The organism is Pseudomonas sp. TH34, from assembly GCF_016650865.1.
In the GTDB taxonomy this organism is placed as follows: domain Bacteria; phylum Pseudomonadota; class Gammaproteobacteria; order Pseudomonadales; family Pseudomonadaceae; genus Aquipseudomonas; species Aquipseudomonas yamanorum.
Window position 1 is genome coordinate 36,634 of the sequence record NZ_JAEKFB010000014.1, and the last position, 25,159, is coordinate 61,792.

The 25,159-nt window shown below is 60.8% G+C and carries 20 protein-coding genes and 1 pseudogene; 12 read left to right on the forward strand and 9 right to left on the reverse strand.

All coding sequences use genetic code 11. The features are described 5' to 3' along the window. Nucleotides 1-77 precede the first annotated feature (77 nt). Nucleotides 78-932: an NmrA family NAD(P)-binding protein gene (locus tag JFU58_RS09795; RefSeq protein WP_201140417.1), complete on the reverse strand. Its 855-nt coding sequence runs from the start codon at nucleotides 930-932 to the stop codon at nucleotides 78-80. 96 nt (nucleotides 933-1,028) lie between these two features. Next, nucleotides 1,029-1,472 (reverse strand): Lrp/AsnC family transcriptional regulator, encoded by a 444-nt coding sequence (locus JFU58_RS09800; protein WP_201140419.1) that lies wholly within the window; start codon nucleotides 1,470-1,472, stop codon nucleotides 1,029-1,031. 130 nt (nucleotides 1,473-1,602) lie between these two features. Here JFU58_RS09800 and JFU58_RS09805 point away from each other — a divergent pair, with 130 nt between their 5' ends. Then, nucleotides 1,603-2,502: a DMT family transporter gene (locus JFU58_RS09805; RefSeq protein ID WP_201140420.1), complete on the forward strand. Its 900-nt coding sequence runs from the start codon at nucleotides 1,603-1,605 to the stop codon at nucleotides 2,500-2,502. A 19-nt stretch (nucleotides 2,503-2,521) separates the two neighbouring features. Here the strand turns inward: JFU58_RS09805 and JFU58_RS09810 are convergent, their stop codons facing one another. Further along, a complete protein-coding gene (locus JFU58_RS09810) occupies nucleotides 2,522-4,510 on the reverse strand; it encodes a peptidase U32 family protein (RefSeq protein WP_003217801.1) in 1,989 nt (662 codons plus the stop codon). 236 nt (nucleotides 4,511-4,746) lie between these two features. After that, nucleotides 4,747-5,127, reverse strand: a complete 381-nt coding sequence (locus JFU58_RS09815; RefSeq protein ID WP_201140421.1) for a RidA family protein — start codon at nucleotides 5,125-5,127, stop codon at nucleotides 4,747-4,749. A gap of 110 nt (nucleotides 5,128-5,237) precedes the next feature. Between JFU58_RS09815 and JFU58_RS09820 the strand changes: the two genes are divergently transcribed. Further along, nucleotides 5,238-5,816 (forward strand): hypothetical protein, encoded by a 579-nt coding sequence (locus JFU58_RS09820; protein ID WP_201140422.1) that lies wholly within the window; start codon nucleotides 5,238-5,240, stop codon nucleotides 5,814-5,816. Nucleotides 5,817-6,073: 257 nt separating this feature from the next. Here the strand turns inward: JFU58_RS09820 and JFU58_RS09825 are convergent, their stop codons facing one another. Beyond that, nucleotides 6,074-7,492 carry a restriction endonuclease gene (locus JFU58_RS09825; RefSeq protein ID WP_201140423.1) on the reverse strand — a complete coding sequence of 473 codons (1,419 nt, stop codon included), beginning with the start codon at nucleotides 7,490-7,492 and terminating at the stop codon, nucleotides 6,074-6,076. 179 nt (nucleotides 7,493-7,671) lie between these two features. On the opposite strand from JFU58_RS09825, the gene JFU58_RS09830 reads away from it, so the two are divergent. Beyond that, nucleotides 7,672-8,613: a cupin gene (locus JFU58_RS09830; protein ID WP_201140424.1), complete on the forward strand. Its 942-nt coding sequence runs from the start codon at nucleotides 7,672-7,674 to the stop codon at nucleotides 8,611-8,613. Here the strand turns inward: JFU58_RS09830 and JFU58_RS09835 are convergent. Genes JFU58_RS09835 through JFU58_RS09845 form a run of 3 tightly spaced genes read right to left on the reverse strand, consistent with a single transcriptional unit; the run spans nucleotide 8,606 to nucleotide 12,070 of the window. Beyond that, nucleotides 8,606-9,520: a LysR family transcriptional regulator gene (locus JFU58_RS09835; protein ID WP_201140425.1), complete on the reverse strand. Its 915-nt coding sequence runs from the start codon at nucleotides 9,518-9,520 to the stop codon at nucleotides 8,606-8,608. The genes JFU58_RS09830 and JFU58_RS09835 overlap by 8 nt on opposite strands. Before the next feature lie 34 nt (nucleotides 9,521-9,554). After that, complete coding sequence (locus JFU58_RS09840) at nucleotides 9,555-10,277, reverse strand: FadR/GntR family transcriptional regulator (protein WP_063030227.1); 723 nt, start codon at nucleotides 10,275-10,277, stop codon at nucleotides 9,555-9,557. A 56-nt stretch (nucleotides 10,278-10,333) separates the two neighbouring features. Then, nucleotides 10,334-12,070 carry an IlvD/Edd family dehydratase gene (locus tag JFU58_RS09845; protein ID WP_017480274.1) on the reverse strand — a complete coding sequence of 579 codons (1,737 nt, stop codon included), beginning with the start codon at nucleotides 12,068-12,070 and terminating at the stop codon, nucleotides 10,334-10,336. A gap of 192 nt (nucleotides 12,071-12,262) precedes the next feature. Between JFU58_RS09845 and JFU58_RS09850 the strand changes: the two genes are divergently transcribed. The 7 genes from JFU58_RS09850 to araH all read left to right on the forward strand — a co-directional run bounded on the left by JFU58_RS09850 (nucleotide 12,263) and on the right by araH (nucleotide 20,744). Beyond that, a complete protein-coding gene (locus tag JFU58_RS09850) occupies nucleotides 12,263-13,585 on the forward strand; it encodes an MFS transporter (protein WP_201140426.1) in 1,323 nt (440 codons plus the stop codon). A 21-nt stretch (nucleotides 13,586-13,606) separates the two neighbouring features. Further along, nucleotides 13,607-14,599: an AraD1 family protein gene (gene araD1 / locus JFU58_RS09855; protein ID WP_201140427.1), complete on the forward strand. Its 993-nt coding sequence runs from the start codon at nucleotides 13,607-13,609 to the stop codon at nucleotides 14,597-14,599. 11 nt (nucleotides 14,600-14,610) lie between these two features. Further along, the gene (locus JFU58_RS09860) at nucleotides 14,611-16,191 is read left to right on the forward strand and encodes an aldehyde dehydrogenase (NADP(+)) (RefSeq protein ID WP_201140429.1); all 1,581 of its coding nucleotides are present in this window, start codon (nucleotides 14,611-14,613) and stop codon (nucleotides 16,189-16,191) included. Nucleotides 16,192-16,230: 39 nt separating this feature from the next. Further along, nucleotides 16,231-17,106, forward strand: coding sequence for an SMP-30/gluconolactonase/LRE family protein (locus JFU58_RS09865; protein WP_201140431.1), 876 nt, complete (start codon nucleotides 16,231-16,233; stop codon nucleotides 17,104-17,106). A gap of 48 nt (nucleotides 17,107-17,154) precedes the next feature. Next, a complete protein-coding gene (locus JFU58_RS09870) occupies nucleotides 17,155-18,159 on the forward strand; it encodes a substrate-binding domain-containing protein (RefSeq protein ID WP_201140432.1) in 1,005 nt (334 codons plus the stop codon). Between the two features lie 64 nt (nucleotides 18,160-18,223). After that, nucleotides 18,224-19,765 carry an L-arabinose ABC transporter ATP-binding protein AraG gene (gene araG, locus JFU58_RS09875; protein WP_201140433.1) on the forward strand — a complete coding sequence of 514 codons (1,542 nt, stop codon included), beginning with the start codon at nucleotides 18,224-18,226 and terminating at the stop codon, nucleotides 19,763-19,765. 10 nt (nucleotides 19,766-19,775) lie between these two features. After that, nucleotides 19,776-20,744: an L-arabinose ABC transporter permease AraH gene (gene araH / locus JFU58_RS09880; protein WP_201140434.1), complete on the forward strand. Its 969-nt coding sequence runs from the start codon at nucleotides 19,776-19,778 to the stop codon at nucleotides 20,742-20,744. Between the two features lie 56 nt (nucleotides 20,745-20,800). Here the strand turns inward: araH and JFU58_RS09885 are convergent, their stop codons facing one another. Then, on the reverse strand, nucleotides 20,801-21,949 hold the full coding sequence (locus tag JFU58_RS09885; protein ID WP_093209920.1) for an aldose epimerase family protein: 1,149 nt from the start codon (nucleotides 21,947-21,949) through the stop codon (nucleotides 20,801-20,803). Between the two features lie 128 nt (nucleotides 21,950-22,077). Between JFU58_RS09885 and JFU58_RS09890 the strand changes: the two genes are divergently transcribed. Then, on the forward strand, nucleotides 22,078-22,860 hold the full coding sequence (locus JFU58_RS09890) for an SDR family NAD(P)-dependent oxidoreductase (RefSeq protein ID WP_201140435.1): 783 nt from the start codon (nucleotides 22,078-22,080) through the stop codon (nucleotides 22,858-22,860). Nucleotides 22,861-22,982: 122 nt separating this feature from the next. Then, nucleotides 22,983-25,051: pseudogene (gene treS / locus JFU58_RS09895) on the forward strand (maltose alpha-D-glucosyltransferase). Nucleotides 25,052-25,159: the final 108 nt, after the last annotated feature.

Below are 25,159 nucleotides of genomic sequence, written 5' to 3' on the forward strand. Positions count from 1 at the left end.
CTCCCACGATTTTTCGGGCCGCTGCGCAGCCCAACGGGAGCAAGCTCCCTCGCCACAAAAAGCCCTCCAGCCCAGGTTTAGACGTTGGCAGCCAGTTCGCGTAGCACCTTGAGCAATGTGGTCTCACCCATGACCACGTCCGCCTGCTCAAAGCAGATCCAGCCTTCGTTGAACCCATCAATCATGCGCATGCGCGGCATTGGATTCTGCGCGCCTTGCTCACGAAACATCGGCTCCCACGCATCGCGAGGCACCACCTGTGCAGTCACACCGCGACCAAGCACTTCGGTCAAGGTGCGGGCGATGTCGTTCGGGCTGACCCTCTGACCTTCCAGCTCAACCACACGGCGGCCAGTCCAGTGTTGCTGCAACAATTGCGCAGCGAGGCGCCCGACGTCGGCGGTGGCGATCATCGGTACGGTCTTATCCAGCGGTTGCAGGAAGCTGTGGATCACTCCGTGTTCGCGGGCCGTGGCTACGTCGTAGGCGGCGTTTTCCATGAACCAGCCCGGGCGCAGGAAGGTCACCGGCACGTTCAACGCGCTTAGCGCCTGTTCCATCAAGGTGCGTTGGGTTAGCAGATTCAGGTGCTCGGCCTGGGCGCCGATGGTCGACAGGCACACCACTTTTTGCGGTACCGCCGCCTCGATGGCTTGGGCGACGGCGGCAATCACCTTGCGCGCCTCGGGGAAGCCGGGCTCCGGGTCGAAATCCGATGGCGGTAGGATGAACACGCCGGTGGCGCCCTTGAACGCTTCGGTGAGGGCAGCGGCGTCGTCCATATTGGCGATGGCGACCTCGCAACCAAGGGCGGCCCATTCGGCGCCTTTGCTGGCATCGCGAATGACTGCGCGCACGGGTTGACGATCGTTGAGGAGAAAGCGCGCGAGGGCGCCGCCGACTTTGCCTGTGATTCCGGTGATGACATACATGGTGTTTACGCCTGTTGTTCCAATGGGTGGATCAAGCATAAACACCGCTCTGCGTTGACAGAATAGCGATCCAGTCACTGCATCAGTGACTCAGAATCATGAATCACCCAGTGGTGGCAACCGGCGTTTTACCGGGGTTTTCTTGACGATGGCGGTGTTGGTTTCGGCGTAAGCGTTGAGTCGGTCAAGCAGTGTGTCCAGTTGGTCCATGGTGCGCACATGCAGGCGTGCGATGAAGCAGTCATCGCCGGTCACTTTGTCGCATTCGGTGAACTCGGGGATCGCCTGGATCTGGCGCTCCACTTCCTGCAGTTTCCCGGGACGTGGCCGGATGCGCACGATGGCTTGCAGCAGATAGCCAAAATGCTTGGGGTCAATGTCCACGGTGTAGTTCTTCAAGACGCCGCGCTCTTCCAGGCGCCGCAGCCGCTCGCCGACGCTGGGGGAGGAGAGGCCGGTGATGCCCGCCAAGGCCTTGAGGGACAAGCGCGAATCATCCATCAGCGCGGCGATCAGTTGCTGGTCAATGCTGTCAATCATGGTCGCTCCGAAAGCGATTGCTCAGGTTTGCCTAATAAGAATAGGCGAAATGCAAGGTTCGCCTTATTTAGAATCTGGAGTCGCTACCGGCCAGATTGCCATAATTGAGCCTCACTTGAGGAGCTCAATCATGGACAAATCCATACGTCGCGGTTCATGGGAAATGGTCGCCGCCATGCTCATCTCCGGCACCATCGGCTGGTTCGTACTGGTGTCGGGTGTGCCGGTGGTCGAAGTGGTGTTCTGGCGCTGCGTGATCGGCGCGCTGACGCTGCTGGTGGTGTGCGGGTTGCTGGGCTACCTGCGCCTGGACTTGCTGAGCTACACCAAGCTCGGGCTGGCGATGCTCAGCGGCGTGGCGATTGTGGGCAATTGGTTGCTGCTGTTCGAGTCCTACGCCAGGGCTTCAATCTCCATCAGCACGGCGGTGTATAACGTCCAGCCGTTTATGTTGGTGATGCTGGCGGCGGTGTTCCTGGGGGAGAAAATCACCGTGCAAAAACTTGCCTGGTTGAGCGTGGCGTTCGTGGGAATGCTAGCGATTGTCACCGCCCATGGCAGTCAGCAAAACACCGGGGATGACTATTTGATGGGTGTGGCGTTGGCCCTGGGCGCGGCATTTCTGTATGCGATTGCGGCGCTGATCATCAAGCGCTTGAAGGAAGTGCCGCCGCATTTGATGGCGTTGATCCAGGTGACCACGGGCGCCTTGCTGCTGGCACCACTGATGCAGTGGCACAGCCTGTCTGCCTCGATGGATGCTTGGGCGGCATTGCTGACCTTGGGCGTGGTGCATACCGGCTTGATGTACGTGCTGCTGTATGGCGCGATCCAGAAGTTACCGACGGCAATCACCGGCGCGCTGTCGTTTATCTACCCGATTGCGGCAATCTTGGTCGACTGGATTGCCTTTGGGCATCGCCTGGGCTGGTTGCAATGGCTGGGCGTGGCGGCGATTTTGCTCGCGGCGGCGGGGTTGCAGCGGGGTTGGTGGTGGCGTTCGAAAACAGTGGTGAGCATCACGCCGTAGCATGACGCTCACCCGCGACTCAGTGTGCGCCGCGCGGGATGGTCTTGAGCAGGTCATCCGGGCTGATATAACCCACCACGCTGCCCGGTTGCGGCAGGCCGAGGATGTGGCCCTTGATCTTGCCGATCACGTGCATCTCGCAAGGCTTGCAGTCGAACTTCAGCGTCAGCACTTCGTCGCCGTGGATCAGCTGCATCGGTGCCACTTTGGTCTTCACCCCCGTCACACCCTTGGCCTGTTTAGGGCACAGGTTGAACGAGAAACGCAGGCAGTGCTTGGTGATCATCACCGGCACTTCGCCGGTTTCTTCGTGAGCTTCGTACGCCGCGTCGATCAGTTGCACGCCATGGCGGTGATAGAAGTCGCGAGCCTTCTGGTTGTAGACATTGGCCAGGAACGACAGGTGCGATTCCGGGTACACCGGCGGCGGCGTGGTTTCCGCCTTGCGGCCGCCCCGTGGATGAGCCTGAATACGCGCCTCGGTCAGCGCCTCGATCACTTCACGGCGCAGGGCCTTGAGCTGCGAATTCGGGATGAAGAACGCCTGCGGCGCATCCAGCTCGATCGCGGTGGCGTGGTACTGGGTGGTGCCCAGTTGGCCCAGCAGGTCGCGCAGGGTTTCCAGGGCCTGTTCCGGCTTGTTGGCCACGCCAAACGGGCCGGGCAGGGCAACGCTGGCGCTGATGCCTTCTTCGCTGGTGACGGTCAGTTCCAGGCGGTCTTCCTGCAGGCGAGCCGCCCACGACACGCCGATACGGCGCTCGGCGGAGGTCTTCAGTAACGCCTGCTGCCAGTTATGGTCCAGGTTGCGGTTCAACGGATGATTCGGCCGCAGTTGATGCAGGCCGGCCGGCATCTCATTGGGCTCGACGCGGTAGCGGTAGCGCTTCTCACCGTCTTCTTCGAACTCGCCTTTTGGCTCGGCGATGTTCGCGCGGAAACCCACCACTTCGCGCTTGATCAGCACATTGAGGCCGTCGCCATTGGACAGCGGCTCATGGGTGACCACTTGCAAGTCACGCTTGCCGGCTTTCTCCACCACACCCACCGGCAGGCCGGTAAAGGTTGGGGTGTCGAAGGCGCCAATGTCGACCTTGCGGTCGGTGACGAAGTAGTCGGTGCTGCCACGGTGGAAGGTCTTTTCCGGGTCCGGCAGGAAGAAATGCGCGGTGCGGCCGCTGGAGGCGCGAGCCAGGTCCGGGCGGTCTTCGAGAATCTCGTCCAGGCGCTGACGGTAATAGGCGGTGATGTTCTTCACATAACCCATGTCCTTGTAGCGGCCTTCGATCTTGAACGAACGCACGCCGGCATCCACCAGGGCGCGCAGGTTGGCGCTCTGGTTGTTGTCTTTCATCGACAACAGGTGCTTTTCAAAGGCAACCACACGGCCCTGGTCATCCTTGAGGGTGTAGGGCAGGCGGCAGGCCTGGGAGCAATCGCCGCGGTTGGCGCTGCGGCCATTCTGGGCGTGGGAGATGTTGCACTGGCCGGAGAAGGCCACGCACAAGGCACCGTGGATGAAGAACTCGATGGCGGCATCGGTTTCATCGGCAATCGCCCGGATCTCTTGCAGGTTCAGCTCACGGGCCAACACCAGTTGCGAGAACCCGGCCTGGTCGAGGAACTTGGCCCGGCCCAGGGTGCGGATGTCGGTCTGGGTGCTGGCATGCAGTTCGATGGGCGGGATATCCAGCTCCATCACCCCCAGGTCCTGGACGATCAGCGCGTCGACGCCGGCATCGTAAAGCTCGTGGATCAGCTTGCGCGCCGGCTCCAGCTCGTTGTCGTGCAGGATCGTGTTGATGGTGGTGAACACCCGCGCATGGTAGCGCCGGGCGAACTCCACCAACTGCGCGATATCGCTCACGTCGTTGCAGGCGTTATGGCGCGCGCCGAAACTCGGGCCGCCGATGTACACGGCGTCGGCGCCATGCAGAATGGCCTCGCGGGCGATGGCAACATCGCGGGCAGGGCTGAGCAATTCCAGGTGATGCTTGGGCAAGGACATAGTTTTTTAGTCAGGCTTGTCACGGAGGCGGGCATTGTAGCTGCGAAATGCGCTATCGACATCTATCAAGCCTACGCGTGCTCCCAAATTGGAATGCATTCAACGGTGGGAGCCGGGCTTGCCCGCGATGCAGACACCGCGGTGTATCAGTGACACCGAGGCGATCCCATCGCAGCCTCGCTGGGGCTCGACAGCTCCCACATTTGATCATCGTTGGTTGATATAGAGCGTTTGGCTCAGCCCTTGGCGGCCATCGCCGTGACTTCCACCCGCATGCCTTCGACAGCCAGCGCCGCCACGCCCACTGCTGCGCGCACCGGCCAAGGCTTGGCGAAGTAGCGTTTGTAGACTTCGTTGAACGCGGCGCGGTCGGCCATGTCGGTCAGGTAGATGGTCAGGTGCATGACCCGGTCAATCGAACTGCCGGCACGTTCGAGCGCAACCTTGAGGGCTTGCAGGGTGCATTCGCTTTGCAGGGTGATGTCGCCAAGCTCCAGGCTGCCGTCGGCGCGGGTAGGGATTTGCGTGGAGACGAGAATACCGTTGAAGCCGATGACGTCTGAGGAGATGGAATCCGGGTCGAGGTCGGGGGTGAAGGCGAGGTCGTGGTTGGACATTGGGGCTCTTTCTTTAAGTGATAGAAGTTGATGCCAGTTTAATTGAACGTCGCTAAAAACCGTTAGACTTACCAGCTATCTCAACACGATTGCAAGGAAGCGACCCTGACATGCTTAAATATTCCTCTGTGTTTCCGGAAGTCGATGCAAATCGGCGGCATAAAATCTTTAACCGTTTGTTGATCGGATTCGCTGTAGTCGGACTCATTGGAGCCCCGTTTTCTCAACGGGAAGTCTATGGTTCGACGGGCATGATCCTGGCCAGCCTGATGTTACTCGTGGGGGTAGTTGGATGCTCGCAGGACCGATTCATAAAAGGGGTGATCTTGATCGGTTTGGCCGTCTTTTTTCAGCTGTTGTACTTGCCAAGGTACTTTCCTCTGCTTGAGGGGAAAGAACTCTGGCAATCTGTTGAAAACCAAAAAGTCGAGATGTTCAAGCTCATGATCACCATCGCTTGCGGTGGCGCTGGGGGCAGCCTCATTGCTGCACACGCTGAAGTAAGTTCCAACGACCATCCCAAACCTGCCGAGTCGAATACGCAACAAACGCGCATCGACTACACAAGCCAACTGGATGCAATCGTCAAAAACGCTGAAGCGATGAATACCAAAATCAATGGGTTGATGTGTATGTGCGGTGCTCTGTTTGTGATCATCGCGCTACTGCTGCTTTTTCGATCAAACTGAGAAGACCCGTCGCCGGCCTCTGCGCTACGGCGAATGTTTAACTGGCTGGCCGTAAAGAACCAGTGAAGGAACGATTAAACTCGATTAATTAAAATTCACTACGCATGCGCGCACGCTGCTGTAGTTTTAACCCTGTCTTAGCCGCTCTGCTTCGACAAAATCCTTTGGTTTGCCGCCGCAGTCTCTGCGGCGGATTTTTTATATTGGATTAAGTTCACAACGTATAAAAAAGTTCATGACTTTCATCTTGCTTGCTTTCAGCGAAAGCCTAGCGCCTCGGCGACTGAAGCGTTGACCGGGCCCGCGGGTATCCAGGTTTCGGTAAAGCGGGTAGAGGCACATTTCAGCAGAGGATCCAGCCGAGGAACTTTTTCAAAATAGTCAGTATCAATAACGTTCACTGAAATCAGTAGTTCATGCAAGTTGACGCCCCTGGCTTCCACGTAGGTTTGATCGTCAGCGTCGAACGACGCTACCAGCGTTCTGATAGACCGGGTAAGTTGCTGCTCTTCATCCAGCGCCATCGCCAACATCGTCAACGCATACTCTCTGGAAATACCCGCACTTAATCCTGAAGGGAAAAAACACAACAAGGAGGCGAAGTAGCCTCGCTCGGCGGTTCGGCCGGAGGAAGTAATGTCAGCCAGTGAGAGCGCATCTCGCAAGCCACGCACTCGATAGGCGGCGCCCGGGCTTTTTTCATAGTTGGCCACGGCCTGCGCGAAATCCCCCGGAGACACCTCATCGACGTGGCTTGAAATATCCACGTCTTTATCGATCAGTGTCCTGCCGTAACAATAGACGGCCTGGGCAAGGTTCAGGCTCCAGAAAGACCACACCACACACAAGCTTTTCAGACCGTAGCGGTTTCTCGACGTACAGATAGTTCTGATCAGGTCTATGTCCCAACTTGGATACAGGTCTTGGGCGCAGACGGCATCGTCAGCCACAAATGCCGGGCGCAAAAACGAACCAGGAACCACCAGGCAGAATTCCTTGATACGCTCCATGAATATGGAAGAAAACGCTTTTTCAGTAGCTAACTCGTTAGCGAACGACACCAAATCTTCTGCGGCCGCATTGGCCGCTTCAAGATTGTCTTCGCAATACCTCACCGTCGTATGCAACCCCGCAATCCGCGAAGCGCCGGGCTCTGTCAGGACGTGCTCTGGTCCAAATTCAGCAACCGGCAAGACCAGCGAACTCGCAATTCTGGGATAACTTCTTGGAAACCAGCGAAACGCAAGGATCCAACCGGCGGAAGTTACGGTGGAGATCAAGTGTCGTTCGATATCATCACTGTCAAATATCTGATAGTTGAACGACGGGTTGTTATCTTTCGTTTGCCGCAGTTTTGCCTCTAGCCCGGAGGAAGGGGCCGGAGCATAAAAGCCGATGAATTTCTGGCAACCCCATTGCTGCATATCACCGAGAGGTGAGTCCTCGGCACTGCGCGGAACAGAGCCGTTTGTGTAGTTTTTGCAACTGACAAGCCAGCGCTCGGCGCCCACACGGATCACGAGATCGGCACCATCATCTGGCCCGCGACCTACAGTCTTCTCAACGACCGCTGAAAAAATAGTCACGAAGAAGTCCCTGGCGAACTTTTCAAACGCGTCGACATCCGTTGAGGGCGACTTCGAGGGCGGGATTTCAGAGAAGTCCAGTAAAGCCAATTTGATCTCACTCTATAGCATTGATAAGGCCGTCAGGCAGACGGGAGCCTGCCCCATTTCGCATAACTGCTGTGCAGCATAAGGGATTAATTCACCACCGCCGAATGCCTATAGTGCTTTCACCGCCGCAGCGCCCCATGGGCCGTTGCGAAATCCAGCCGTAGATTGAGGTGATCATAATGAATAGCGAATTCAAGCCTGATGTGACCGATACCCAACCCCTGCACCTGCTCGACGCCGAGTACTTCGAATACAGCAAGGCCGCGAACCCCATCAGCGCCAACCTGATCACTCGCATTCCCTACCACAGCTTTCCGGCCTCGCTGTATGACAGCGGCCCGTCCCGGGTGGTCCCGCTGGACCTCAGCGAGGCACTGGGCTGCGAAGGCCCGGCGACCGGGCCGGGGCTGTGTGCGAACTTCATGCGCCTGAACGCAGGCGACACGCTGGAGCTGAAACCCAATGCCACCTCACAAGTGTTTTATGTCATTGCGGGGCAGGGCGTTGTGGTCCATGGCGAGCACCGCATCGACTGGACCAAAGGCTGCTTCATCGCGCTGCCAGGCCTGCAGCAAGCGCAGTTCAGTGCATCTGAGGATGCGCGGCTGTACTACGTCCACGATGAGCCGCTGTTGCGTTACCTGGGTGTGACCCGCAGTACCGATCGCTTCGTACCGACGCTGTATCCCGCAGAACTGGCCAACGCAAAGCTGCGTGAAGCGGCCGATGATCCCCGCGCCCAGGACCGCAGCCGTATCAGCATCCTGCTGGGCAATCGCAACTTCCCGCAGACCCGAACCGTGACCCATGTGCTGTGGGCGATGTACGGCATCCTGCCGGCCGGGTCGATTCAAAAGCCTCACCGGCACCAATCGATTGCGCTGGATTTCATCATCGACTGCCCAAAGGGTTGCTACTCGCTGGTGGGCACCGAACTGGACGCCGATGGGCAGATCCGCAACCCGGTGCGGGTCGACTGGTCGCCTGGCCTGGCGTTCGTCACCCCGCCAGGCTACTGGCATGCCCACTTCAACGAGTCCGACACGGAAGCCTTCCTGATTCCGATCCAGGACGCCGGGCTGCAAACCTATCTGCGGTCGCTGGATATCCGCTTCAGTTGAGACGTTTCCAGTGCGGTGTTTCGCCCAGCTGCTCGACGATAAAGTCGATGAAGCATCGCACTTTGGAAGACACGATGCGCTTGGGTGGATAGACGAACCACACCGCCGGTTCGCGGCCGGCGATCCGGACAGTCCACTCCGGCAACCACACCACCAACTCGCCGGCTTCAACAGCCTTGGCCACCAGCCAGTCAGGCAGCAAGGCAAACCCCAGGCCTTGTTGTGCGGCGATCAGCTGTGCGTCGAGGTCGTTGATGCGGATAGCGTCTTTATGCAACAGCGGCGACAGCTCATGCCCGTTGGCAAACGCGATATCCGCCGCGATATCTCTCCCCAGAATCACCGGCAGCGCCGCCAGTCCCGAAGGAACGGAGGGCGCCGGATATTCCCGGCAAAACCCCGGGCTGGCCACCAGCCGGTAGCGCTCATCGCAGATCTTGCGTGCCTTCAACGTGGAATCCGCCAGGGTTCCAATACGGATCGCCAAGTCCGCACCGGCATGAATCAGGTTGACGTGGCTGTCGTCCAGCACCAGTTCCAGCTTGATCTGCGGGTAGCGGGCCAGGAAGGCATTCAAGGTGGGAAGGACATGGTGGCGGGCAAAGGCGGGCGGCAGGTTGAGCTTGAGCACGCCGCGTGGCTGTTCGTTCAGTGCGGAGGTGGCGGCCTTGGCTTGTTCGAGTTCATCCAGTACCCGGCGTGCGTGCATCAGAAACGTCTGGCCTCCCTCAGTCAGGTGCAGCGTGCGTGTAGAGCGGTTGAACAGGGCGATGCCGAGGTCCTGTTCAAGGTCCTTCACGTAACGGGAAACCGTGGAGGCCTTGATGCCAAGCCGGTCGGCGGCGCGGGAGAAGTTATTGCCCTCGGCGGCTTCGACAAAGGCGGTTAACGCAGCGAAGTAATCCAAGGGCGGCCTCGATCTTGACGGTGGGTTGCCTGGCCTACAGCGGCGTCAGCACATTCATCACGGTGTCCAGCGCGACCCGGGTATCGTCCAGTTGCACCAGGGAGGCATGCCGCGCGCCGAGGGCGTCACGGTTCTTGATCGCCGTGAGGATCGCCTTGTGCCGGGGCAGGCTGAGGCCCTGGATGTCGGGGCGGCGGTTGGTGATGTTGATGGACTCGCGAAGTGGCAGCGACAGCATATTGCACATGTAGGCCAGCAAGTCGTTGCGGGTCGCATCGGCAATTGCGCGGTGGAAGTCCAGGTCGGCCTGTAACAGCGCGTCGTGGGTATTGGCGGTTTCCATGCCGAGGTAGGCTTTTTCGATGGTAGCAATGTCGTCGTCGGTCGCGGTGGTCGCAGCCATGGCGGCGATTTCCGGCTCGAGGATCCGACGTACACCGGCCAGGGTGTTGAAAAACTCGCTGTGAGGTGTCGACTGCATCAGCCACGACAGCACGTCCGGGTCCAGCAAGTGCCACTGCACCCGAGGGCGCACCACAGCGCCGACCTTCGGCTTGGAAATCACCAGACCCTTGGCGCTCAGCACCCGAGTCGCCTCACGCAATACCGAGCGGCTGACCTTGTACTCCTCGCACAAGGTGGCCTCCATGGGCAATCGTTCTTCCGGCTTGAAGCGTCCGGAAACGATGTGCATGCCCAAGTCCTGAACGATTTGGGCGTGCATGCTCTTGCGCGGCTTGGTCGGCTGCTGATCCATAACAGGGAGGCTACTCTGGCGAAATACGCGGCATCATAGCATTGCTCCCGTCCCAATTAGTGGGAATGACGCGGCACTTCCGCACCACGGCAGCCCACCAGGAAGTCGAAGTCGCAGCCCTGGTCTGCCTGCAGTACGTGGTCGATGTACAACTGGCGGTAGCCCCCGACAATCAGCTGTTGGGGCGGAGCAAGGTCGGCCATGCGCGCCGCAAGTTCGGCGTCCGGGATGTCCAGGTGCAGGCGGCCATTGGCGCAATCGAGCTCGATCCAGTCGCCTTCCTTGACCGTGGCCAATGGGCCGCCGGCCGCCGCTTCCGGTGCCACATGCAGCACCACGGTGCCGTAGGCCGTGCCGCTCATGCGTGCATCGGAAATCCGCACCATGTCGGTCACACCCTGGGCCAGCAGTTTGGCGGGCAAGCCCATATTGCCGACTTCCGCCATGCCCGGATAACCCTTGGGCCCGCAGTTTTTCATCACCAGGATCGAGTTGGCATCCACGTCCAGTTCCGGGTCATTGATGCGTTCCTTGTACATGTCGAAGTTCTCGAACACCACGGCGCGCCCGCGGTGCTGCATCAGCTCGGGGCTGGCGGCCGAAGGCTTGAGTACCGCACCCAGTGGCGCGAGGTTGCCCCGCAGCACACAAATGCCACCGTCGGCGCGGATCGGGTTGTCGAGGGTACGGATCACTTCGTCCTGGCCGTAGATCGGCGCTTCCCGGGTGTTTTCGCCCAGGGACTTACCGTTGACGGTCAACGCGTTCGGATGCGGGATCAGGTTGGCTTCACCGAGGCGGCGCAGCACCGCCGGCAGGCCGCCGGCGTAGTAGAACTCTTCCATCAGGAAGCGCCCGGACGGTTGCAGGTCGACGATGGTCGGCATGCCACGGCCCATGCGTGTCCAGTCGTCCAGGTCGAGCTCGACGCCGATACGCCCGGCGATGGCTTTCAGGTGAATCACCGCGTTGGTTGAGCCGCCAATGGCTGCGTTGACGCGGATCGCGTTTTCGAACGCCTCCTTGGTCAGGATCTTCGACAGTTTCAAGTCTTCACGCACCATCTCCACCGCACGCATGCCGGACATGTGCGCCAGTACATAACGCCGCGCATCCACCGCCGGAATCGCCGCGTTGTGGGGCAGGGAAGTGCCGAGTGCTTCGGCCATGCAGGCCATGGTCGAGGCGGTGCCCATTGTGTTGCAGGTGCCTGCCGAGCGGGACATGCCGCCTTCGGCCGCGAGGAAATCGTCGAGGGTGATGGTACCCGCCTTGACCTGTTCGCTGAGCTGCCATACCACGGTGCCCGAGCCTATGTCCTGGCCCTTGTGCTTGCCGTTGAGCATCGGCCCGCCGGTGACAACGATTGCCGGCACGTCGCAACTGGCGGCACCCATCAATAGCGCCGGGGTGGTTTTGTCACAGCCGGTCAGCAGCACCACGCCGTCGATGGGGTTACCGCGAATGGCTTCCTCCACGTCCATGCTGGCCAGGTTGCGGGTGAGCATGGCGGTGGGGCGCAGGTTCGATTCGCCGTTGGAGAACACCGGAAACTCCACAGGAAAGCCGCCCGCTTCAATCACCCCACGCTTCACATGCTCGGCAATCTGGCGGAAGTGCGCGTTGCAGGGCGTCAGTTCCGACCAGGTGTTGCAGATCCCGATGATCGGTTTGCCATGGAACTGATGATCGGCAATCCCCTGATTTTTCATCCAGCTGCGGTACATGAAGCCGTTTTTATCGGCGGTACCAAACCAGCTGGCGGAGCGCAGGACGGGCTTTTTCTCGGACATGGTTGACTCTCTTATTGTAAGACTATATTGATCTAATCCTGGCTTAACATAGGCGTAAATTCGAGGCTTTGGAAGTGTTGTTGATTAAATAGTATTACTATATAGTCCGATTCAACGAGGCCTGGCCCTGGCGGTTTTTCGCGAGAGGCGACCCGCAACGCTCTATAAAAATAACAATCGGAGACTGCTCACATGAGCCAGGAACAGCGGCTGATACGTCGCATCACGCTGAAACTGATTCCCTTCCTGATCTTGCTGTACCTGATTGCCTACGTGGATCGCTCGGCCGTGGGCTTCGCCAAATTGCACATGGGCGCGGATGTCGGCATCGGCGATGCGGCGTATGGCTTGGGGGCAGGGCTGTTCTTCATTGGCTACTTCCTTCTGGAAATCCCCAGCAACCTGATGCTCGACCGTTTCGGCGCGCGGCGCTGGTTCGCGCGGATCATGGTCACCTGGGGCGCCATCACCATCGGCATGGCATTCGTCCAGGGTCCCCACAGTTTCTATGTGATGCGCTTCCTTCTGGGCGCCGCCGAAGCCGGGTTCTTCCCGGGCGTCCTCTACTACATCACCCAATGGTTCCCGGTGCGCCACCGCGGCAAGATCCTCGGGTTGTTCATCCTGTCCCAGCCCATCGCCATGATGATCACCGGCCCCGTTGCGGGCGGCTTGCTCGGCATGGACGGGATTCTCGGCCTGCACGGCTGGCAGTGGTTGTTCATCGTCATCGGCACCCCGGCGATCCTGCTGACCTGGCCGGTGCTGCGTTATCTGCCGGACGGCCCGCAACAGGTCAAATGGATGGACCAGGCCGAGAAGGACTGGCTCACCGGCGAGCTGGCCAAAGACCTGCAGGCCTACGGCCAGACCCGGCACGGCAACCCGCTGCATGCGCTGAAGGACAAACGCGTATTGCTGCTGGCGCTGTTCTACCTGCCGGTGACCTTGAGCATTTATGGCCTGGGCCTGTGGCTGCCGACCTTGATCAAGCAGTTCGGCGGCAGCGACCTGACGACCGGGTTCGTGTCGGCGGTGCCCTACCTCTTCGGGATCATCGGTTTGCTGATCGTCCCGCGCAGTTCCGATCGCCTGAATGATCGCTACGGCCACCTCGCCGTGCTCTACGTGTTGGGCGCCATCGGCCTGTTCCTCAGCGCCTGGCTGACAGCGCCGCTGTGGCAACTGGCAGCGCTGTGCCTGGTGGCGTTCGCGCTGTTCTCCTGCACGGCGGTGTTCTGGACCTTGCCGGGACGTTTCTTTGCCGGCGCGAGTGCGGCGGCGGGCATCGCCTTGATCAACTCGGTGGGCAACCTCGGCGGCTACATCGGGCCGTTCGTGATCGGCGCCCTCATGGAGTACACCGGCAACCTCGCATCGGGCTTGTACTTCCTGGCGTGCGTGATGCTGTTCGGGGTGGTGCTGACGGGGGTGGTCTATCGGCTGTTGGAGCGCAAGCACGTACTGCCGCCGGACCAGTTCGCCGCCAGCGCCCGTGGCGCCACCCGTACTTAATTGGCAATCAGGAGAAGACTCATGGGTTTAGTGCAGTTTGAATTGAGCAACGGCGAACGCCGGGTGGGCGTGGTCGAGGGTGATCAGGTACGCGAGGTGCACGCCGCACGCACGGTACGTGACCTGGCACTTGCCGCCATCGAGGCCGGCGTCACCTTGCAACAGCAAATAGATCACCTCGGCCTGGGCGAGAGCCACGACTACGCCGAACTGCTGGCCGGGCACAAGATCCTGCCACCGCTGGATCACCCGGACCCGGCGCACACGCTGGTCAGCGGTACCGGCTTGACCCACTTGGGCAGTGCGTCGGCGCGGGACAAGATGCACCAGAACGCCAGTGACGAAAGCGCGATGACCGACAGCATGCGCATCTTCAAATGGGGCGTGGAGGGCGGCAAACCGGCTTCTGGCCAGACCGGTGTACAACCGGAGTGGTTCTACAAAGGCGACGGCAGCATCGTGGTGCGCCCGGGCCAGCCGTTCCCGTGGCCGGCGTTTGCCGAAGACGCCGGCGAAGAGCCGGAAATTGCCGGGCTCTACGTAATTGGTCACGACGGCAAGCCGTATCGCCTGGGCTACGCGGTGGGCAACGAGTTTTCCGACCACGTGATGGAGCGCAAGAATTACCTGTACCTGGCCCACTCCAAACTGCGCAGTTGCAGCTATGGTCCCGAGTTGCGCCTGGGTGAACTGCCCCAGCACCTGGCGGGCACCAGCCGCATCCTGCGCAACGGCGAGGTGCTGTGGCAGCACGAATTCCTCAGTGGCGAAGCCAACATGTGCCACAGCCTCGAGAACCTTGAATATCACCATTTCAAATACACCCAGTTCCTGCGCCCAGGTGACGTGCATATCCACTTTTTCGGCACCGCAACCTTGTCGTTTGCCGACGGCATTCGTACCCAGCCAGGCGATGTGTTTGAAATCAGCCAGGCCGAATTTGGCGCGCCCTTGATCAACGGCATTGCCGTGGCCAATGGCGGCGCCGCACCTGGCGACATAGGCACTCTTTGAAGGAGACAGACATGACCCGGATTTACGGCCACAACTACATCGGCGGCCAGCGCAGCGCTACCGGCAGCGTCACGCTGCACAGCGTCGACGCCACTACCGGCGAAGCGTTGCCCTATGATTTCTACCAGGCGACGGCGCAGGAAGTCGACGCGGCAGCCAACGCCGCAGCAGCGGCTTACCCGGTTTATCGCAGCCTGAGCGCGCAGCATCGTGCGTCGTTCCTGGAGGCAATAGCCGATGAGCTGGACGTCCTTGGCGATGACTTTATCGCCTTGGTCTGCCGCGAAACGGCGTTGCCCGCCGGGCGTATCCAGGGCGAGCGCGGCCGCACCAGCGGCCAGATGCGGCTGTTCGCCAAGGTGCTGCGGCGCGGTGATTTCTACGGGGCGCGGATCGATCTGGCGCTGCCGGATCGCCAGCCTTTGCCACGCCCGGAATTGCGCCAGTACCGCATCGGTCTCGGCCCGGTCGCGGTGTTTGGGGCGAGTAATTTTCCCTTGGCCTTTTCCACTGCCGGTGGCGACACCGCCGCCGCGCTGGCGGCCGGCTGCCCGGTGGTGTTCAAGGCCCACAGCGGCCACATGGCCACTGCCGAGCGGGTCGCCGAAGCGATCATGCGGGCGGCGCAGAGCACCGGCATGCCCGACGGCGTGTTCAACATGATCTTCGGCGGCGGGGTGGGTGAAGCACTGGTCAAGCACCCGGCGATCCGCGCCGTGGGTTTCACCGGCTCGCTCAAGGGTGGCCGGGCCCTGTGTGATATGGCAGCGGCACGTCCGCAACCGATCCCGGTGTTCGCCGAGATGTCCAGCATCAACCCGGTGATCGTCTTACCCCAAGCCCTGCAAACCCGGGCAGACACCATCGCCCGCGACCTGGTGGCGTCGGTGGTGCAAGGGTGCGGCCAGTTCTGCACGAACCCGGGCCTGGTGATCGGGATTGCGTCGCCAGCGTTCACTGCCTTCACCCAACAGGTCGCCCAACTGATCGGCGACCAGCCGGCGCAAACCATGCTCAATACCGGCACCTTGAGCAGCTACGGCAAAGGCCTGCACACGCTGCTCGCCCATCCTGGCATCGAGCACCTGGCGGGCCAGGCGCAAGCCGGCAATCAGGCGCAGCCACAGCTGTTCAAAGCGGATGCCAGCCTGTTGATCAACGGCGATGAAGTGCTGCAGGAAGAAGTGTTCGGCCCCACCACCGTGTTCGTGGAAGTCGCCGATCAGGCGCAATTGAGTGCCGCGTTGCACGGCCTGCATGGCCAACTGACGGCGACGATCATTGGCGAGCCGGCGGATTTCACCCAGTTCGGCGAGTTGACGCCGCTGCTGGAACAAAAAGTCGGGCGCATCCTGCTCAATGGTTATCCCACCGGCGTCGAGGTGTGTGACGCGATGGTCCACGGCGGGCCTTATCCGGCGACTTCCGATGCCCGTGGCACCTCGGTGGGCACCCTGGCGATCGAGCGTTTCCTGCGACCGGTGTGCTTTCAGAACTACCCTGATAGCCTGCTCCCCGACGCGCTGAAGAATGCCAACCCGTTGCGCATTCAGCGTCTGGTAGATGGGCAGCCGTCGCGCGACGCGCTGTAACCCGTACCACCTGAAAACAACAAGAAAGCAGGAGGTTTCATGTCGTGGAATGCCGTCACACCGCACCGCGCTCGGCTCGGCGAAGGCCCGTTCTGGGACGAGCAGGGTCAGGCGCTGTATTGGGTGGATATCATCGGCCAGCAGGCGTTACGCCTGAAAGACGGGCAACTGCACACCTGGCAACTGCCTGAGCCCGTCTCGGCTTTTATCCCGTGTGCCAGCGGCGATGCGCTGGTGACCCTGAGCAGTGGCGTGTATCGCCTCGACCTCGATTCGGCGCCGAGGGATCCACGCCTGACCTTGCTCTGCGTCGCCGATCCGCAACCGGGCAACCGTGCCAACGAAGCCCGTTGCGATGCCCAGGGCCGGCTGTGGCTGGGCACCATGCAGAACAACATCGGCGCGCACGGTGAAGATTTGCCGGTGCTGCGGCGTTCCGGCGGCCTGTTCCGGGTCGATGCCGACGGGCAGGTCACGCCGCTGCTGCAGGGCTTGGGCATTCCCAACACCTTGCTGTGGAACGACGCCACTACCCACGTGCATTTCGGCGACAGCCTGGACGGCACGTTGTATCGGCACGCGATCACCGACGATGGTCAGCTTGAACCCGCGCAGGTCTGGTTCGGGCCTCACTCCCGGGGTGGCCCGGACGGCTCGGCCATGGACGCCGAAGGCTATATCTGGAACGCCCGCTGGGACGGCAGTTGCCTGCTGCGACTGACGCCGGACGGTGAAGTCGAGCGGGTGATTGAGCTGCCGGTCAGTCGTCCCACCAGTTGCGTGTTCGCAGGCCCGGACCTCAAGACCTTGTACATCACCAGTGCCGCCAGCCCGCTGAATCACCCGCTGGACGGCGCGGTGCTGGCGATCGAGGTCGATGTGCCGGGGAAAATCTGTCACCGCTTTGCAGGATAACCAACAGGCTGTTTAACGCATTCAAATACAACAACAAGGAGTCACCCTATGAATCGTCGTCGTGGTATCCGTTCCCTGTGCTGCGCCGCTGTGGCGGTATCCGCCGTCAGCCTGAGCAGCCTGTTGCTGGCGGCCGAGCCGGTGAAGATCGGCTTTCTGGTCAAGCAGGCCGAAGAGCCCTGGTTCCAGACCGAATGGGCCTTCGCCGAAAAGGCCGGCAAGGACAAGGGCTTTGAAGTGATCAAGATTGCTGTACCCGACGGCGAGAAAACCCTCTCGGCCATCGACAGCCTGGCGGCCAACGGCGCCAAGGGTTTTGTGATTTGCCCGCCGGACGTGTCCCTCGGTCCGGCCATCATGGCCAAGGCCAAAGCCAATGGCTTGAAAGTGATCGCCGTGGATGACCGATTTGTGAATGCCAAGGGCAACTTCATGGAAGACGTGCCGTATCTGGGCATGGCCGCCTTTGAAGTGGGTGAGAAGCAGGGCAGTGCCATGGCCACGGAAGCGAAAAAACGCGGCTGGGACTGGAAAGACACCTATGCCGTGATCAACACCTACAACGAACTCGACACCGGCAAAAAGCGCACCGACGGCTCAGTCAAATCCCTGAAGGCCGCGGGTATTCCGGACGACCACATCCTGTATGCAGCCCTCAAGACCCTCGACGTCCCCGGCAGCATGGACGCCACCAACTCGGCACTGGTGAAACTGCCCAGCGGCGCGAAAAACCTGATCATCGGCGGCATGAATGACAACACGGTGCTCGGCGGCGTGCGCGCCACCGAAAGCGCCGGCTTTGCCGCCGCCAATGTCATTGGTATCGGCATCAACGGCACCGACGCCATCGGCGAGCTGAAGAAAGCCAACAGCGGCTTCTTCGGCTCCATGCTGCCCAGCCCGCACATCGAGGGCTACAACACCGCAAGCATGATGTTCGAGTGGGTCACCACCGGCAAGGAACCACCGAAGTACACCGCGATGGACGAGGTGACGCTGATCACCCGCGAGAACTTCAAGCAGGAACTGGAAAAGATCGGTCTGTGGAACTGAAGACCGCTGACGTTCCCCGGCGGCCCTGCTGACAGGGCCACCTGACCTGTGTGACGAGGTGGTTATGCACGCGCAACAGAAACAACCCGACAACACCGGTGCCAGCTTGTGTTTCAACGGTATCGGCAAGGCGTTTCCCGGGGTCAAGGCGCTGGATGGCATCAGCTTCAGCGCCCACCCGGGGCAGGTCCACGGCTTGATGGGCGAGAACGGCGCCGGTAAATCCACGCTGCTGAAAATCCTCGGTGGCGCCTATGTGCCGAGCACCGGCAGCGTCCAGATCGGCGCGCACACCATGGCCTTCAAGTGCGCGGCGAACAGCATCGCCAGCGGCGTCGCGGTGATCCACCAGGAGCTGCACCTGGTGCCGGAAATGAGCGTCGCCGAAAACCTGTTCCTCGGGCATCTGCCGGCCAGCTTTGGCTTGATCAATCGCAGCGCGTTGCGCCAACAGGCGTTGGCATGCCTCAAGGGCCTGGCGGATGAAATCGATCCCCAGGAGAAGGTCGGCCGCCTGTCCCTGGGCCAGCGCCAGTTGGTGGAAATCGCCAAGGCGCTGTCCCGTGGCGCCCATGTGATTGCGTTCGACGAACCCACCAGCAGCTTGTCAGCGCGGGAGATCGACCGCCTGATGGCAATCATCGGTCGCTTGCGGGACGAGGGCAAAGTGGTGCTGTACGTGTCTCATCGCATGGAAGAGGTGTTCCGCATCTGCAACGCGGTGACGGTGTTCAAGGACGGCCGCTACGTGCGCACGTTCGAGGACATGAGCACCTTGACCCACGATCAACTGGTGACCTGTATGGTCGGTCGCGACATTCAGGACATCTACGATTACCGGCCCCGTGAGCGGGGGGCGGTGGCCCTCAAGGTCAATGGCTTGCTGGGCCCCGGCTTGCGTGAACCAGTGAGTTTCGAGGTGCACCAGGGGGAGATTCTCGGACTGTTCGGGTTGGTGGGCGCCGGGCGTACCGAGTTGCTGCGGCTGCTGGGCGGTCTTGAGCGCAACAGTGCCGGCAGCCTTGAGTTGTGCGGCGATGCGCTGCGCCTGCGTTCGCCCCGTGACGCCATCGACGCCGGTATTTTGCTGTGCCCCGAGGACCGCAAGAAGGAGGGCATCGTGCCGCTGTCCAGTGTCGCCGAGAACATCAACATCAGCGCGCGCAGTGCCCATTCGCGCTTTGGCTGGTTGTTGCGCGGTGGCTGGGAGAAAGACAACGCCGCCACGCAGATCAAGGCGCTGAAGGTCAAGACGCCCACGGCGGCGCAGAAGATCATGTACCTGTCCGGCGGCAATCAGCAAAAGGCGATTCTCGGGCGGTGGCTGTCGATGCCGATGAAAGTCCTGCTGCTGGACGAGCCCACCCGGGGCATCGATATCGGCGCCAAGGCCGAGATTTACCAGATCATCCATGACCTGGCGGCTCGCGGTATTGCGGTGATTGTGGTGTCCAGCGATCTGATGGAGGTGATGGGCATTTCCGACCGCATCCTGGTGCTGTGTGAAGGCGCGATGCGCGGCGAGATGAGCCGCGAACACGCCAATGAATCCAACCTGCTGCAAATGGCCCTGCCGCGCCAACGCGCCGCGAGCCAGGGGAACTGACGAGGTGACTATGACAAGCCAAAACACGGCTGTGCCCACGGCGCGCAAACCGCTGGACCTGCGCAGCCTGCTCGACAACTGGGCGATGCTGATGGCCGCGGTGGGGATCTTCGTGCTCTGCACCTTGCTGATCGACAACTTCCTGTCGCCGCTCAATATGCGCGGCCTTGGGCTGGCGATCTCAACCACCGGGATTGCCGCGTGCACCATGCTGTATTGCCTGGCGTCAGGGCATTTCGACCTGTCGGTGGGCTCGGTGATTGCCTGCGCCGGGGTCGTGGCGGCGATCGTGATGCGTGACACCGACAGCGTCTTGCTCGGCATCGGTGCCGCACTGCTGATGGGCCTGGTGGTGGGGTTGATCAACGGAATCGTGATCGCCAAGTTGCGGGTGAATGCGCTTATTACCACGCTGGCGACCATGCAGATCGTGCGCGGCCTGGCCTATATCTTTGCCAATGGCAAGGCGGTGGGCGTCTCCCAGGACGGGTTCTTCGTTTTCGGCAACGGCCAGTTGTTTGGCGTGCCGGTGCCGATCCTGATCACCATCGTGTGCTTCCTGTTCTTCGGCTGGCTCCTCAACTACACCACCTACGGATGCAACACCATGGCCATCGGCGGCAACCCGGAAGCCGCGTTGCTGGCGGGGGTGAACGTCGATCGCACCAAGATCATCATCTTTGCCGTGCACGGAGTGATCGGCGCCTTGGCCGGGGTGATCCTTGCTTCGCGCATGACCTCCGGGCAGCCGATGATTGGCCAGGGTTTCGAATTGACGGTGATTTCTGCCTGCGTGCTGGGCGGGGTGTCGTTGAGCGGCGGGGTCGGCATGATTCGCCACGTGATTGCCGGGGTGCTGATTCTGGCGATCATCGAGAACGCGATGAACCTGAAGAACATCGACACCTTCTACCAGTATGTGATCCGCGGCTCGATCCTGCTGCTGGCGGTGGTGATCGACCGTATGAAACAACGCTGATCCTTGGGGGGAGCTGCGATCGTTCCCACGCTGTGCGTGGGAACGATCAAGCTGATTCAGTCGGCGGAGAATTTCAGCACGGTGTTTTGGGTGTAGGTCTGGCCGGGATCCAGGCGGGTTGAGGGGAAGTTCGGCTGGTTAGGCCCGTCAGGAAAATGCTGGGTTTCCAGGGTAAACGCACTCCAGTGGGCATAAGGTTTGCCGCCTTTACCCTTGATCGAGCCGTCGAGGAAGTTGCTGGTATAGAACTGCACACCGGGTTCACTGGTATACAGCTGCAAGCGCCGACCGGACTGCGGGTCACGAACGTCGGCGGCCAGTTTGCCGATATCACCCTTGGCATCCAGCACCCAGTTGAAGTCAAAGCCGCCTTGTTTCGGCTCGGCGAATTTCAGTTGGGGATGGTCGTCCTTGATGTGCTGGCCGATAGCGGTGGGCTTGAGAAAGTCCATCGGTGTACCGGCCACCGGGGCCAGTTCACCGGTGGGAATCAAGGTGCTGTTGACCGGTGTGTAATGGCTGGCGTGCAAGGTAGCCAGCTGCTTGAGCACGTCACCTTTACCGGCGCCGGCGAGGTTGAAGTAACTGTGGTTGGTGAGGTTCAGCACCGTGGGTTTGTCGGTGGTGGCCTTGTAGTCGATGTGCAGTTCGTTTTTGTCGTTGAGGCTATAGGTAACATCCACTTTCAGGTTGCCGGGAAAACCCATCTCGCCATCTTTCGACAGGTAGCTCAGGGTCACGCCCACAGAGTCATCTTGCTTGACCGGCTGGGCTTTCCACACGTGCTTGTCGAAACCCTGCGGGCCGCCATGCAGCGAGTTCGGCCCATCGTTGAGGGGCACTTGATAGCGTTTGCCGTCCAGTTCAAAGCTGCCCTTGGCCAGGCGGTTGCCAAAACGGCCGATGGTCGCACCAAAGAACGCGGTGCCGGCCTGGTAGCCCTGGACGTCATCGAAGCCCAGTACCACGTCGGCGAACTGGCCGTGTTTGTCCGGTACCTTAAGCGACTGCAACACAGCGCCGTAGGTGATCACCGTGGCTTGTACGCCATGGCTGTTGCGCAACACGTACTGCTCGACGGCGGTGCCGTCATTGGTTTTGCCGAAAGGTTTGTGTTCGCTGGACAGGCCAGCCGCCTGAGCGCCAAGGCTGGCCATCGCCAGGGAGAGGCCGAGGCCGGTAAGCAAGAATCGGGATTGCCGCATGACTGAGCTACCTTTATTGTTGTTAATTAAATAGTTCTACTATTTATTCGGCTGCAAGGCTGATTTATAGCCAATATCGCGAAACATGCAATATAAAATAAGACTAAATACAGCGGAGTGACTGCCCCATGAACACTGCAAAACAGCCCGGCGCCCAAGCGATGTACCCGGACCTGCGGGATAAAACCGTGTTGATCTCCGGTGGTGCTTCCGGGATCGGCGAGTCGATGGTGCGTGCCTTCGCACGTCAGGGGGCCAAGGTCGCGTTCGTGGACCGGGCGCAAGGGCAGGGCGACCGCTTGGCGGCCATCCTGTCGGCCGAGGGCCATGCCGTCGAATTCGCCCATTGCGACATCACCGACGAGATCGCTTACAAGGCCGCGATAGCGTGCCTGGCGCAGAGCCTGGGGCCGATCGACGTGCTGGTGAACAATGCCGCCAACGACGTTCGGCACACCCTGGATGAAATCGACTCGGAGCGGTTCGACCAACTGATTTCGGTCAACCTGAAGCACGCATTTTTCGCGGCCCGGGCGGTGGTGCCGATGATGAAGGCCGCCGGCGGAGGGTCGATCATCAACCTGGGCTCCATCGGCTGGATGATGGCTTCCAGCGGCTACCCGGTATACGCCGCCAGCAAAGCCGCTGCCCACGGCATGACCCGGGCCCTGGCGCGGGAGCTGGGCCCGAGTCGAATCCGGGTCAATACGCTGGTGCCGGGCTGGGTGATGACCGAGAAACAACTGGCGATGTGGGTGGATGACGCGGCCCGGGAATTGATCGCCCGCAGCCAGTGCCTGCCGGGCAGTGTGGAGCCGGAACATATCGCCAATATGGCGCTGTTCCTCGCCTCTGATGTATCGGCGATGTGCACCGCACAGAACTTCATTGTGGACGGTGGCTGGGTCTAGGCCGGGGAAGGGACGCCATCCCGGATGCAACGAATCGTCGCCCGGGGCCTCATACAGTAACGACCGGTGGTTCACATGCAGCCATCGCAACCGACTACTTCATGGGTTCAGGTGATTGATTTATGACGGACGCCGATAAGAAACATGTGGCCTGGCTGGTAGAACAATCGATGCTGCAGGCTGCGAAGCAGCGCGCCAAGCTCTACTCGGGGCAGGGCAGGTTGTGGCAACAGCCGTATGCCCATACCCGGCCCCGTGATGCTTCAGCCCTGTCGTCGGTGTGGTTCACGGCCTACCCGGCGTCCATCGTCACCCGTGAAAACGGCAGCGTACTCGAAGCCCTGGGGGATGAGACTTTATGGCACGCGCTGTCAAAAATCGGCATCCAGGGCATTCACAACGGCCCATTGAAACGCTCGGGCGGTCTTTCCGGCACCGAGCACACACCCACCATTGACGGCAATTTTGACCGCATCAGCTTCGACATCGACCCGCAACTGGGCACCGAAGCCCAGCTGCAGGCGCTGGTCCGCATGGCCGCCGCGCACAACGCGGTGATCATCGACGACGTGATTCCGTCCCACACCGGCAAGGGCGCGGACTTCCGCCTGGCCGAGATGGCCTACGAAGACTATCCCGGGCTCTACCACATGGTGGAGATCCGCGAAGAAGACTGGCCGCTGCTGCCCGACATCAGCGAGGGTCGCGATGCGCAGAATCTCAGCCCGCAGCAGGTCGACGTGCTCAGAGACAAACACTACATCGTCGGCCAGTTGCAACGGGTGATCTTCTTCGAACCCGGGGTCAAGGAAACCGACTGGAGCGCCACCGATATGGTGATCGGCGTAGATGGCAAGCCCCGGCGCTGGGTGTACCTGCATTACTTCAAGGAAGGGCAGCCATCGCTGAACTGGCTGGACCCGACCTTCGCCGCGCAGCAGATGATCATTGGCGACGCCTTGCACGCCATCGACGTGATGGGCGCGAAAATCCTGCGCCTGGATGCGAACGGTTTCCTCGGTGTGGAACGGAAACTGGAAGGTAACGCCTGGTCTGAAAGCCATCCGCTGTCCATCACTGGCAACCAGATCCTGGGGGCGCGATTCGCAAGGCGGGCGGTTTCAGTTTCCAGGAGCTGAACCTGACGGTGGACGACATCGCCGCCATGTCCCACGGCGGCGCCGACCTGTCCTACGACTTCATCACCCGGCCGGCGTATCAGCACGCCTTACTGATGGGCGACACCGAATTCCTGCGCCTGATGCTGCGGGAGATGCACACCCTGGGCATCGACCCCGGCTCGCTGATCCATGCCTTGCAGAACCATGACGAGCTGACCCTGGAACTGGTGCACTTCTGGACGTTGCACGCCCATGACACCTACCTCTATCAGGGGCAGACCTTTCCCGGCGGCATCCTGCGCGAGCATATCCGCGAGCAGATGTACGAACGCCTGACGGGCGAACACGCGCCCTATAACCTGAAGTTCGTGACCAATGGCGTGTCCTGCACCACCGCCAGCATCATCACGGCAGCGCTGGGCATTCGCGACCTCGAGGCGATTACCCCGGCGGACATCCAGCAGATCCGCCAGATTCACCTGCTGCTGGTGATGTACAACGCGATGCAACCGGGGGTGTTTGCGCTGTCCGGCTGGGACCTGGTGGGCGCACTGCCTTTGCCGGCGGAAGAGGTGGCCCACTTGATGCTCGATGGCGACACACGCTGGATCCATCGCGGTGCCTATGACTTGGTGGACCTGAACCCCGACGCGGAGCAATCCGCCGGGCAGATGCCGCGTCCGAAAACCTTGTATGGCAGCTTGATCACCCAACTGGCCGACCCGGATTCGTTTGCCTCGCAGTTGCAAAGAATCCTCGCGGTGCGCCGTGCCTATGACATCGCCGCCAGCCGCCAGATCCTGGTGCCGGATGTGCAGCACCCGGGACTGTTGATCATGGTGCACGAACTGCCGGCAGGTAAAGGCACCCAGATCACGGCGCTGAACTTCGGCGCGACGCCGATTACTGAAACCCTGCACTTACCCAATATCGCGCCAGGGCCGGTGGTGGACATCATCAATGAGCGGGTGGAAGGCGATCTGACGCCCGAGGGCGATTTCACCATCACCCTGGATGCGTATGAAGGCTTGGCGCTGCGGGTAGTGAGTAGTTCGCCAATGAACTACTGACAGTGCGTGACTAGTTGTAATAACGTCTTCCCGGCACGTGTACGGAAATTTCTCCTGCGTGCCGAATTATCGCTTTAAACCCAAGAGTTTTCATAAACTCAGGTGGGA

Coding starts and splice junctions, on each gene's coding strand:
- araH (WP_201140434.1), top strand. CDS start 19,776: ATGACAAGCCAAAACACGGCTGTGCCCACGGCGCGCAAACCGCTGGAC.
- JFU58_RS09860 (WP_201140429.1), top strand. CDS start 14,611: ATGACCCGGATTTACGGCCACAACTACATCGGCGGCCAGCGCAGCGCT.
- JFU58_RS09870 (WP_201140432.1), top strand. CDS start 17,155: ATGAATCGTCGTCGTGGTATCCGTTCCCTGTGCTGCGCCGCTGTGGCG.
- JFU58_RS09795 (WP_201140417.1), bottom strand. CDS start 932: ATGTATGTCATCACCGGAATCACAGGCAAAGTCGGCGGCGCCCTCGCG.
- JFU58_RS09820 (WP_201140422.1), top strand. CDS start 5,238: ATGCTTAAATATTCCTCTGTGTTTCCGGAAGTCGATGCAAATCGGCGG.
- JFU58_RS09810 (WP_003217801.1), bottom strand. CDS start 4,510: ATGTCCTTGCCCAAGCATCACCTGGAATTGCTCAGCCCTGCCCGCGAT.
- araG (WP_201140433.1), top strand. CDS start 18,224: ATGCACGCGCAACAGAAACAACCCGACAACACCGGTGCCAGCTTGTGT.
- JFU58_RS09830 (WP_201140424.1), top strand. CDS start 7,672: ATGAATAGCGAATTCAAGCCTGATGTGACCGATACCCAACCCCTGCAC.
- JFU58_RS09845 (WP_017480274.1), bottom strand. CDS start 12,070: ATGTCCGAGAAAAAGCCCGTCCTGCGCTCCGCCAGCTGGTTTGGTACC.
- JFU58_RS09840 (WP_063030227.1), bottom strand. CDS start 10,277: ATGGATCAGCAGCCGACCAAGCCGCGCAAGAGCATGCACGCCCAAATC.
- JFU58_RS09865 (WP_201140431.1), top strand. CDS start 16,231: ATGTCGTGGAATGCCGTCACACCGCACCGCGCTCGGCTCGGCGAAGGC.
- JFU58_RS09850 (WP_201140426.1), top strand. CDS start 12,263: ATGAGCCAGGAACAGCGGCTGATACGTCGCATCACGCTGAAACTGATT.
- JFU58_RS09805 (WP_201140420.1), top strand. CDS start 1,603: ATGGACAAATCCATACGTCGCGGTTCATGGGAAATGGTCGCCGCCATG.
- araD1 (WP_201140427.1), top strand. CDS start 13,607: ATGGGTTTAGTGCAGTTTGAATTGAGCAACGGCGAACGCCGGGTGGGC.
- JFU58_RS09800 (WP_201140419.1), bottom strand. CDS start 1,472: ATGATTGACAGCATTGACCAGCAACTGATCGCCGCGCTGATGGATGAT.
- JFU58_RS09885 (WP_093209920.1), bottom strand. CDS start 21,949: ATGCGGCAATCCCGATTCTTGCTTACCGGCCTCGGCCTCTCCCTGGCG.
- JFU58_RS09815 (WP_201140421.1), bottom strand. CDS start 5,127: ATGTCCAACCACGACCTCGCCTTCACCCCCGACCTCGACCCGGATTCC.
- JFU58_RS09890 (WP_201140435.1), top strand. CDS start 22,078: ATGAACACTGCAAAACAGCCCGGCGCCCAAGCGATGTACCCGGACCTG.